General features: G+C 43.3%; 7 protein-coding genes and 1 pseudogene. 7 read left to right on the forward strand and 1 reads right to left on the reverse strand.

Annotation, left to right across the window (positions count from 1 at the left end; genetic code table 11):
* A partial coding sequence (locus AC1DUA_RS07960) for a hypothetical protein (protein WP_477499219.1) occupies positions 1 to 508 on the forward strand: 508 nt, incomplete at its 5' end.
* Positions 509 to 836: 328 nt separating this feature from the next.
* Positions 837 to 935 (forward strand): annotated as a pseudogene (locus AC1DUA_RS07965) (carbohydrate ABC transporter permease); the annotation flags it as partial.
* Between the two features lie 92 nt (positions 936 to 1,027).
* Here AC1DUA_RS07965 and AC1DUA_RS07970 read toward each other — a convergent pair.
* Positions 1,028 to 2,161: a glycoside hydrolase family 88/105 protein gene (locus AC1DUA_RS07970; RefSeq protein ID WP_477499220.1), complete on the reverse strand. Its 1,134-nt coding sequence runs from the start codon at positions 2,159 to 2,161 to the stop codon at positions 1,028 to 1,030.
* Between the two features lie 149 nt (positions 2,162 to 2,310).
* Between AC1DUA_RS07970 and AC1DUA_RS07975 the strand changes: the two genes are divergently transcribed.
* The 5 genes from AC1DUA_RS07975 to AC1DUA_RS07995 form a co-directional block, all read left to right on the forward strand.
* Complete coding sequence (locus AC1DUA_RS07975; protein WP_477499225.1) at positions 2,311 to 3,144, forward strand: AraC family transcriptional regulator; 834 nt, start codon at positions 2,311 to 2,313, stop codon at positions 3,142 to 3,144.
* Between the two features lie 506 nt (positions 3,145 to 3,650).
* Positions 3,651 to 6,416 (forward strand): glycoside hydrolase family 3 C-terminal domain-containing protein, encoded by a 2,766-nt coding sequence (locus AC1DUA_RS07980; RefSeq protein WP_477499221.1) that lies wholly within the window; start codon positions 3,651 to 3,653, stop codon positions 6,414 to 6,416.
* Positions 6,417 to 6,487: 71 nt separating this feature from the next.
* The gene (locus AC1DUA_RS07985) at positions 6,488 to 8,257 is read left to right on the forward strand and encodes an S-layer homology domain-containing protein (RefSeq protein WP_477499222.1); all 1,770 of its coding nucleotides are present in this window, start codon (positions 6,488 to 6,490) and stop codon (positions 8,255 to 8,257) included.
* Positions 8,258 to 8,432: 175 nt separating this feature from the next.
* The gene (locus AC1DUA_RS07990; protein ID WP_477499223.1) at positions 8,433 to 9,821 is read left to right on the forward strand and encodes an ABC transporter substrate-binding protein; all 1,389 of its coding nucleotides are present in this window, start codon (positions 8,433 to 8,435) and stop codon (positions 9,819 to 9,821) included.
* 81 nt (positions 9,822 to 9,902) lie between these two features.
* A partial coding sequence (locus AC1DUA_RS07995) for an ABC transporter substrate-binding protein (protein ID WP_477499224.1) occupies positions 9,903 to 11,183 on the forward strand: 1,281 nt, incomplete at its 3' end.

Raw genomic sequence — 11,183 nt, forward strand, 5'->3', positions numbered from 1 at the left:
CTCTTACATCAGTCTCGCTGATGAACTTGACGAAAATAAGGGAGTATTATTAAAGGAGATTACATTCGAGGTCAAAGCGAATAAAGATGATTTGGATGTTTTCCCTAACGGAATAATCCCTTGGATCAGTTTAGAATCACCAGAAGATGAATTGACACGATTGAGGAAAAATGGCGAGGTAGTATTAAATTACAAAAGCATTTATTTAGTCGTAGACTACCCATTAAAAAAGCCAAAAGTGTTTGAAATAAATAATTCCAAATTATTAAGATCAGACTTAATCAATCAGATTAGTAAAATATATCATACTGTCTATCAAGAAGAAGAAGATACATCCAGCATTAAAACAATTCCAGAGACGGAGAGAGGTAAACTTAAAAACAGGAATGAAACCAACGGTAAATACGGTATCTGGGGGCATGATCTTCGAGATCTAGATCTTTGTTCAGTCAATGTCGTAAAGAAAAATAATGGAAGAATTTATTTATACCTTTATATTGAATCTTAAAGAAAAATTGCGATTGAAAGACCAATTATCATAACCGCATCGCTCATTAAACTAAAGCAGAACCTTATTTCAACCCCTGAATAACCTCCTCGTACATTCAACTTACCCGTCAAATAGGTCTGATAATTACATAACAAACAATAACCGAATTTTTCTATAGGATTTGGTTTCGAGCACAAACTATAATCAAAGATAGTGGATTACTTTATATCTGGAAAGGCAATCAGCCTTTTTATACGCCTKGTCAGAATTTTGAGCCTCAAGTTGATATGCAAGAATTAAATTTCGGTTTAAAGGGTTTTGGTTTGCAACTGTGATGGTAACGATGATGTTCGCTATGGCGAGTTTATCTTTGCTTCCGCCTGTTATCGTATTCTTTATTTTTCAAAGATATATCGTGGATGGGATAAGCACGACGGGACTCAAAGCCCAAGACGACATCTGTCGTCTGAACTTTTCGGCAGGTAGACAGTTATTGAATAAACAAAAGAACCGTCAATATGACGGTTCCTTTGTTTATTATTCTACTTTCTGCGCGAGACTCATTTCCACACACATGAGAATAAAGGCACCTGCACCGTGCAAATCGTTCTCGCTGGTAGGGCGTGCGATATAGTGGGCGTAGTCTCCGATCCCTGTACCAATGCAGATTTGACCGATGATCACGTTGCCATTCTCATCAAATTTCAGTGTATCAATGACCCCTTGATAGCCTTTCCAGGCATAGGCCAGATACTTAGGATCCAGATAGCCGAATCGCACGGCTTTGGCAATCGCATGAACATACAAGGACGTACAGGAGTTTTCAAGCCAATTATCTATTCGCTCACCTTTGTCGACAACCTGATACCATAAGCCAGTTTCATCATCCTGATATTTCGTCAAGGCGATGAGAAGATCCTGAAGAATGGCTGTCAGCGTGGCTTTATCCTTATGATCTTCTGGGAGGTATTCGAACATTTCCAGCAAAGCAACAGGGTACCAGCCAATTGCCCGTCCCCAGAACTCAGGAGCTAAGCCGGTATCGGGATCCGCCCAAGACGCTGTTTTCGTTTCATCCCAACCATGATACAGCAAGCCAGTGTTAGGATCTTTGGTATGCTTTTCCATCAAAATAGCTTGGAAGGTCATCATGTCAAAATATTCGCTTTCGCCAAATGTCTTGCCGAACTGAACAGCAATGGGTCCAGCCATATATAATCCGTCTAACCACATTTGATTGGGATAATGTTCCTTATGCCAGAACCCGCCGGACGGATTGGTTTTCCATGATTTTATAAGGGGAACAAGCGTATGCAAGGCTTTTTTATATCGTTCATCGCCGCTTTGCTCGAATAGGTTAAAAAGAAGCACGCCTGGCTGAATATCATCCAGTTCATCCGGATTGAACTTCTTGATACTGCCATCTGCGAGAATCTGGCTATCCACCCAACGCTTGATATAATCATAGTATTTATTATTATTGGTTTCCCGCCAGCATTTCTCCATACCGGACAGAAAGACACCTTGATGATAATGGAACCGATCTGGAGGAAGTAATTCCGGCTCAAATTTGAACATTAACGCCTCGCAGGCCTTTTCAGCCCACTCAATGGGAGATCTGGTCTCTTGCTCTGTGATTCTGATTTGACTATTAACTTCTGAAGAACTCATTTGGTTCATTCCTCCTTCTTGTATTTAAGGCAATCATAGCAGAGAAATATGTACATTTTTTGCGATAATGCTCAAAAACTACTTATATCTTGCAAGAAATGTACAGGGGCGTATAATAAATGACAAATTGGTGGAGAGGTGGGCAAGGAATGGGAGATATTCAATTCGATAACAGTGAAGGGACCTTCTCGGTTTCCCACAGGAAAGCGCTAAGTCACAATATGCCGATCAGCCATTTTCACAGTACCTTCGAAATCTTCTATTTGATGTCTGGTAAAAGGGAGTTTTTTATTAAGGACAGGACGATAGTGATCAACGAGGCTGATGTCATCATCATCTCTCCCAATATTCTGCATCGGACGACGAATACGGAAAAGCCCAAGCATGAACGGCTTATCATGAATATCCATGAGACCTATATGGCTTCAGTCAATGGGGCCTATCGGGATATTTTACAACCTCTTTTTGAGAACGAGTATCTTATTGTAAAATGCCCTCTGCAGGACCGGCTTGCTATCGAGGATCTTGCACAACGGATCATACAAGAGATGCAGGAGATGAAACCTGGGTTTGAGATGTATGCGCAAATTCTAGTGCTGCAGCTCCTCATCGTTTGCTGTCGACATGTCAAACAAAATAGCATGGAACCGGTAGAATCACCGAGTCCCATGCATGAAAGAATCTCGGAAGTTGTTAAGTACATCAACAATCATTATACGCAGGAACTGTCACTTCATTTGCTAGCAGAGAGGTTTTACGTTAGCCCTTATTATTTGAGCCGATTTTTTAAAGAAGCGACTGGATTTACGTTTGTGGAGTATTTGAACAGCGTCAGGATTAAGGAAGCAAAGAAGCTTCTGGAGCAATCCAATATGAAGGTTAGCCTGATTGCCAAGAAGGTAGGCTTCGGCAGTGTTACGCATTTTGGCAGAGTGTTCAAGCTAGTCACGGGTTATGTGCCGCTATATTTTAGAAAAGATTAGGATAGCGAGATGAAGTGTTATACGGAGCGTGAAGATGAGTAACCAGAGGTGCAGACCTCTGGTTTTTTAATTTCGGGTATGCAAAGAAGATGAATCCCCATTAAAACTTATAAGATTTAAAAGAATTTCGTGCGATCAAACGATTTCCGGATTCCTGGTTGGTTTATATAAAGATATTGATCTAAGTGGAAAAGATATAGAATTCCACATCCATCCAATTTCTTCTATATTAAAATCGTACCTTAGTGAGGGGCGAATAAATCAAAGAAAGGGTTACGAGTGCATCATCATGTAAGCACTTTCATACAGCGCTGCAACCGTTCTGGGGACATGGAGGTGGTTGAGTATATGGAGAATAAGGTCATAAACCGTTAGCTGTTCGAAGACTAACTCTATGGCCCAAGAGAACAGCGTAGGAGTAAGTTGCATTGCAAGACACGAGGAAACCCTTGTCCTATCGCCTCGGCGATTGCCGAGAGCTATCTTACCATTAGGAGTGATTTGGTTTGGCTTCTATCTTTGATTCGAAAAAAATAAAACTTGCATCACTGATTTTGTCGTTGACCTTCACCTTCGCCAGCAGCGTCTTCGCCGACACTACACCAGCGAATCCTTCTTTGCCCTGGATGAATGCTGCGCTCACACCCGAGGCGCGTTCCGGACTTCTCATTGGCGCGATGACGCTAGACCAGAAGATCCAACAGCTGGCAGGGAGTCCCGGAACGAACCCGGAACTTCCCCAATGTGGAAGTACAATTCGGCACGTTAACGGTATTCCCGAGCTCGGAATTCCGAATTTCCGGATTACCAACGGCCCCGTCGGTCTTGGAGGCGGAGACTGCAACCCTCAGGACAAAGCTACCGCTCTTCCCGTCGCACTCGGTCTTGCAGCTAGTTTCGATACGGACCTCGCGTACTCCTTCGGGAACTTGATGGGTGGCGAGGCGCGTACGCTCGGTTTGCACGAACTTGAAGGACCCGGCATGAATCTCGCACGCGTAGGTGAGGGTGGCCGTAACTTCGAATACATGGGGGAAGATCCCTACCTCGCCGGCATTCTGTCTTCGAGTGAAATCCATGGTATTCAAGATAACAGCGTTATAGCGATGGCGAAGCACTATGCACTCAACGATCAGGAGAAAAATCGCAATTCGGTCAGCGTCAACATCGCCGAGAACGTGCTGCACGAGCTATATCTGCTGCCTTACGAGATGTCGGTCAAGGCTGGGAACGTCGCTTCGATCATGTGCTCGTACAACCGGGTTGGCGGTACCTACGCATGCGAAAACGAGTACCTGCTGAAGACCGTTCTGCGCGACATGTGGGGCTTCAAAGGATATGTTCAGTCCGATTTCGGAGCCACACATTCGACTTCCATGGCGCTTAATGCCGGTTTAGATTTTGAGATGCAGTCCGGCACGTGGTTCTCGAATGCGAGAATTAAAGCGGCACTCGCAGACGGTAGTCTAACCATGGATACAATCAACAAAGCTCTCGACCACCGGTACGTGCAGATGTTTAAATTTGGCGTCTTTGACCGGCCGACCGTGCAGGGCACTATCGACGCACAGGCTAATGGGGCTAAATCCCGCGAGATTGCTGAGCAGACTGCCGTTCTACTGAAGAACAGCAATGACCTGCTGCCGCTCAAATCCTCCGTGAAGTCAATTGCCCTAATAGGACAGGCTACCTTCGCTGACGCTGCAGTCGCTGGTGGCGGTGGCAGCTCGCGTGTATTGCCGTTATACACAGTCACACCGCTACAGGGGCTGCAAAATACCTTGACGAAGCTGGGTTCGAAAGCTTCGATCACCAAGGTCATCGTGGACAATAACAACAGTAACCTCTCTGCGGCTGTTGCTGCAGCGAAGAATGCCGACGTTGTGATTCTCATGGCTGGCGTCGTGACCAGCGAAGGCTCGGACCGTCCTAGCCTTTCCTTACCGAACAATCAGGATGAGATGATTGCTGCCGTAGCTGCCGCCAATAAGAATACGGCGCTCGTGCTCAAGGATGGTGACCCTGTCCTCATGCCATGGATCAACCAAGTTCCTGCGATCCTTGAAGCTTGGAACCCGGGCGAAGAGGATGGCAATGCCGTCGCTAACTTGCTTTTCGGGCTCGCCAATCCTTCTGGTAAACTTCCGGTCACTTATCCGGTCGCCAAAGCAGACACGCCAACTAGCACGGAAGATCGCTATCCGGGTATCGGTTCCGGTACTGGAGTAGTCCCTCAGGTATACTATTCCGAGGATTTGAAGATGGGTTACCGTTGGTATGACGCCCAGGGTATCGCTCCGCAGTTCGCTTTCGGTTACGGACTGTCCTACACCAATTTCAAAATTTCTAAACTTTCCGTCACGCAGAAAAGCAATGATGGGACCAAGCCGATTCAAGTGTCTGTTTCTGTGAAGAACACCGGAACTGTCGCGGGTGCTGAAGTTCCTCAGGTCTACCTGGGTCTGCCCGAGAGTGCAAACCAGCCGCCTAAGCGACTAGTGGGCTTCAAGAAGATCTGGCTCGCCCCTGGCGAGGAGAAACAGGTTACGATCACTATCGACCCGGCTGCATCGAACCATCCGCTGTCCATCTGGAACGTCGACGCTGACGCGTGGAAAACCCTTGATGGTAATTACAAGGTGTACGTCGGCAACTCCTCGAACAACATCACGTTAACCGACACAATTACGGTGGGGAAAACAGCTACTTTGACCGGCAAAATCTCCACAACTGCGGGAGAAACATTTAGCTTGAAATACGGTCTGAAAAACGTAACGAACAGTGTCTATCAGGCGGTTTATGCTCAGGATCTGACACTTAATTTTGATCCGACGCAATACGAATTTGTTAATGCCCAATCCTTGAAAACAGGGTTATCTGTTGTTAAACAAGATCAAATCGAGCCAGGCAAAGTACGGGTGCTATTAGCCAGCTTAGGGGCAGGCAACGCAGTTAATATGGATGGTGACTTGTTAAGTTTGCAATTCAAAGCCAAAACAAACATCCAGTTTGCAAACCCCATTTCCCTAAGTAGCATCGTTATATCGAATGCGAATGGGGATACGACTCAACTTGCCGATGTTTCTCAAATCTACCATGTAGCTGATTTTAACAATAACGGTGTAATGGACATCGGTGACTTGGGCATTATTGCCGCTGCATACGGTAAGAAATCAAGTGATGTGGATTGGGCTATGTATCAGTCAAAGGATTTGAACAAGGATGGGAAAATCGATATTTTTGATCTAGCTAGGGTAGCACAACTAATTTAATCAACGATTGGTAAGCAAGGGGGAAAGTTTAGAAACTTTCCCTTGCTTCTATCGAAAGGATGGTCTTCAAAGTGAGACGAAAATTACAGTTATTCGGCTTATTGGTATTGATGAGTATCGTGTTGTTGCAGCCGAAGGCCGCTTTGGCTGATACAGCTCCATCTTTTTCATTGGGGCTGAATGCCTCACAGGTGTCGCAGGGTAAGGACATTCAGGTTACGATCACAGCAAACAATATAACTGATCTTTATGCTTATGAGCTGAATCTCGATTTCGACAATACGATGCTTGAGTTTAAAGGAATCAGCAGTGGTGATTCCGATGGGTTTTCAGTTGATCCTCAGGTGGATGGGAATCATCTTCTGTTTGCATTTACTAAGGTTGGTAAAGTACCGGGAGATAGTGGAACTGTCAATCTTGCCACTGCAACATTCAAAACCATTCGTCAAGGGGGCGCTGTTTTTCAGCTGAAAAGCGTGAAGTTTGTGAATAATAATTTGAATGATTATGCATACAATACGGATGCGATGGCGACGGCGCTGATTGTCACGAATAGTGATGGTACACCACCAACAACACCAACACCAACCAGCGGTGGTTTTGGCGGATATTCAGCAGGTGTTGGCGCTATCACACAAAATGGCCAAGCTAACCCGGGAACCATCGTCATGCAAGCCGGGGATGCGACTGTGGATGCAGCGACGCAAACGGCACTCTTTATTTTAACGGAAGCCAATTGGGATAAGGCAATTGGACAAGTATCAGCAAATGAAAAGGGCATCAAGCATATAAAAGTTGAGTTGAAAGAAGTACCGGGAGCGAAAGCGTATAAACTGCAAATTCCTGCGAAATTACTCTCAAATAGTCAGTACTCGGCTCAAATGCAAGTTGAATCGCCAATTTCATCGTTATTCCTACCGAATAACATGTTTCATGCCGATGAACTATCGGATGCCAATGTCACGCTGAGGATTGGTGAAGCTGATGTCGGCAAGTTGGGCGATGATGTTCGGAATCGAATTGGCTACCGATCCGCCATTGATATAAGTATGCAAGATGGCAATAAACCGATAGCTTGGAACAATCCGGGTGCACCGGTGACCGTAAGTATGCCATATTCGCTGAATGAAGATGAAAAGCAGCACCTTGAGCATATCGCTGTATGGTTTTTGTCCGACGATGGACAACCGATTCCGGTACCAAATGGCAGATATGATATGAAAACAGGTACAGTTGTATTTACGACAACACACTTTAGTACATATGCAGCAGCATTTGTGCAAAAGACGTTTGAAGATATTGCTTCTTTGGATTGGGCAAAAAATCAGGTTGAAGTACTCGCTTCTAAAGGAATTATCAACGGAACATCAGATAACTCTTTTGATCCAAATAAGCCGGTTACACGCGCTGACTTTTTAGTCATGTTAGTACGCGCATTAGAGCTAGAGAACTCCAGGGCAGTGGGAGACAAATTTGCTGATGTACAAGAAGGCATTTATTACGACCAACCTTTGAGAATAGCTAGAGGAATGGGGATTACGGTAGGAGCGGGCGACAACTTGTTTAAGCCCACAGAACCAATCACAAGGGAAGACATGATGGTGTTAGCAGAGCGTACGCTGAGAGTGGCGAAACAAATGACTATGCTAGCAAAGGAAGAGCAATTAAAACAATTTACGGATTATTTAGATGTATCAGATTATGCGGTTCATAGCGTGGCTTCTCTAATCGAGATGGGGCTTGTTCACGGATATGATAATGCTATTCATCCTAAAGATACAACGAATAGAGCTCAAGCAGCGGTCTTGATATATAACATTTTCACTAATTTGTATAAGTAATCAAATGAGCACAGATTAAATATGAAAGGACAGTCGATATTCGAACTGTCCTTTTCGAATTGAATTTTTCTCTAGAAAAAATATTTTGGAATGTGCAAAAATCGTTACATGTGTTTAGGTTTGAATTGAACTATACTGTATTGTATTCGTTTGCATTTCCTTAGAGTGGTGTAGTGTGGAATATATAGATGAAATGGGGATTGATTCGATGTTCAATATAACAGTTCGTAGTGTTGGAACTTCCTTAATCATCGCTGGGCTGCTTGCTGGCTGTTCTTCCAGTGCGGGGACTACTGCAACTGGCGCCAATACTTCAAGAGGAACCGAGAAGAATGTCGTGCCGGTAACTTTGAAATTCCACTTTTGGTATAATGAAGACCAAGATAATTGGAAAACGGTTTATAAGGAGTTCCAAAAAAAATATCCAAACATTAAGATAGAATCGGTAACAGCTGGGGACAACAATTCAATTGAATATTTGAGAAAGCTTGACCTTGCCGCAGCTTCAGGCGATCAGATTGACGTGATGATGTTCTCTGCTCCTCAATATTATTCACAACGTGCTRCTATCAATATGCTGGAGCCGCTTAACAGTTTCATTGCTAACGATGGATATAAAGTGCAGGACGAGTACTATCTTGACCCATCGATTGGTGATAAGACTTATGCACTTCCTGCCAAGAAAGTTTCATTTTTTGTCATGATGAATAAAAATCATTTGGATGAAGCAGGCTTACCGGTTCCCAAGGATTGGACTTGGGATGAATTCCTCGATTATTCCAAGAAACTGACGAAAGGTGAGGGAACGAATAAGCGATATGGAAACTACTTTCATACATTCTCTCTATTCTATCACTTTGCTCAACTAACCCAGATGGACGATTATCTTCTTTATAAAGCCGATGGCCAAACTTTGAATGTTGATACTCCGCTAAATAAGAAGTGGCTCGATATCCGCAAGCAAACGGAAGTTGTAGACAAATCCACAACACCATATGCCGAAGTAATCAGCCAAAAGCTGAATTACAGGCCTCAATATTTCAATGAAAAAGCAAGTATGATTATCACTGGAGACTTTATGATTCCAGAAGCTGGTGGAACGGATAAAGTACCTGCTAACTTCAAGACGGTTTTCGCACCTTTACCAAAAGTGAACAAAAGTGACCCAATTACAACAACTTCTGGTTCAGATCTCATGGCTGTATACGCTAAATCGAAGCATAAGGAGGAAGCTTACCAATTTGTCCGTTGGTATACAACAGAAGGAATACAGCTCCAAGGTAAGTATATCTCATCTTGGAAAAAAGCAGATGTTAGCAAAACCATTGATAACTTGGTGGCAACTTCCAAATCTCCAGATAAGGTTGATAAAGAATCATTATTATATGTGATGAACAACAGTATTCCACAAAAATTCCGCATTCCGATGCCTTATAGCGATGAAGTGGACAAGGCTTACGTTAAAGAAGTGGAAAGATTCCTGCTTGGTGAAGTGGATACGGATACTGTTATTAAAAACGCGACTCAAAAAGTGCAAGATGTCATAAAAAATAATAATAAATAAACATCTAAATCAATGGTCCTTCCAGGGTAACTGAGTTGGCTATTGATTTTTCGTATAATTCGTATAAGAAGGGGACTGAAGATGCTCTCTAAAACAATTCTCAGTGCGGCTGCTATTTCAATTATTGCAGGTTTGTTTAGTGGGTGCGCTGGTAGTTTTACTAATAAAAAATCGGAGGTGATCGACAATAAGGCTGAACAAGTTACGTTGAAATTTCATTTTTGGTATAACGAAGATCAAGATAATTGGAAAACCGTGTATAAGGAGTTCGAGAGAAAATACCCGAATATTAAGATTGAAGCAGTAACTGCCGGTGACAATAATTCTATTGAGTACGTGAAGAAACTCGATCTTGCTGCTGCTTCCGGTGATCAAATCGATGTGATGATGTTCTCTCTCGCACAACAATATGCGCAGCGAGCAGCCATAAATATGCTCGAGCCTCTCAATGATTACATTTCAAAAGACGGATATAAGATGCAGGAAGAATATTACGTTGATCCTACAATCGGAGATAAGGTCTATGCGCTCCCCGCAAAGAAAGTTACCTTCTTAGTCATGTTAAATAAAAATCATTTGGACGAAGCCAGCCTTCCTGTTCCCAAAGATTGGACTTGGGATGAGTTCCTCGACTATTCGAAAAAGCTTACAATAGGGGAAGGAGCATATAAGAGATATGGAACCTACTTCCATACATTCCCTTTATTTTATCAACTGGCTCAGTTCAATCAAATGGATAATTACTTCCTATATAAATCGGATGGAAAGACGTTAAATATCAATAACCCGCTTATAAAGCGTTCACTCGATATCCGCAAACAAGCGGAGGTTACTGACAAATCGGCGACTCCCTATACGGAAACTATTAGTCAAAAACTTAGCTATAGACCTCAATATTTCAGTGAAAAAGTGAGTATGATTATTGCGGGAGATTTTATGATTCCTGAAGCCAGCGGAACGGAAAAAGTCCCATCTAACTTTAAGACTGTGTTCGCACCTTATCCAAGAATGAGTAAGAACGACCCGATCACAACTACTTTAGGTGGAGACCTTATGGCTATATACTCAAAGTCGAAGCATAAGGAAGAGGCTTACCAATTCATTCGGTGGTACACGACGGAAGGAATTCAGCTTCAAGGGAAATATATCCCATCATGGAAAAAAGCAGATGTATCTGAAGCCCTCGATCATCTAATTGCTTCCTCTAATCATCCAGATCACATAGACAAAGAATCTTTGTTATACGTGATGAAAGCCAGCCTTCCCCAAAAATTCAACATTCCAGTGCCTTATCATGATGAAATCGACAAAGCTTATAGTAAAGAAGTTGAAAAATTTTTACTCGGTGAAGCAGATGTGGAT

This window comes from Paenibacillus sp. 01T422, assembly GCF_056398785.1.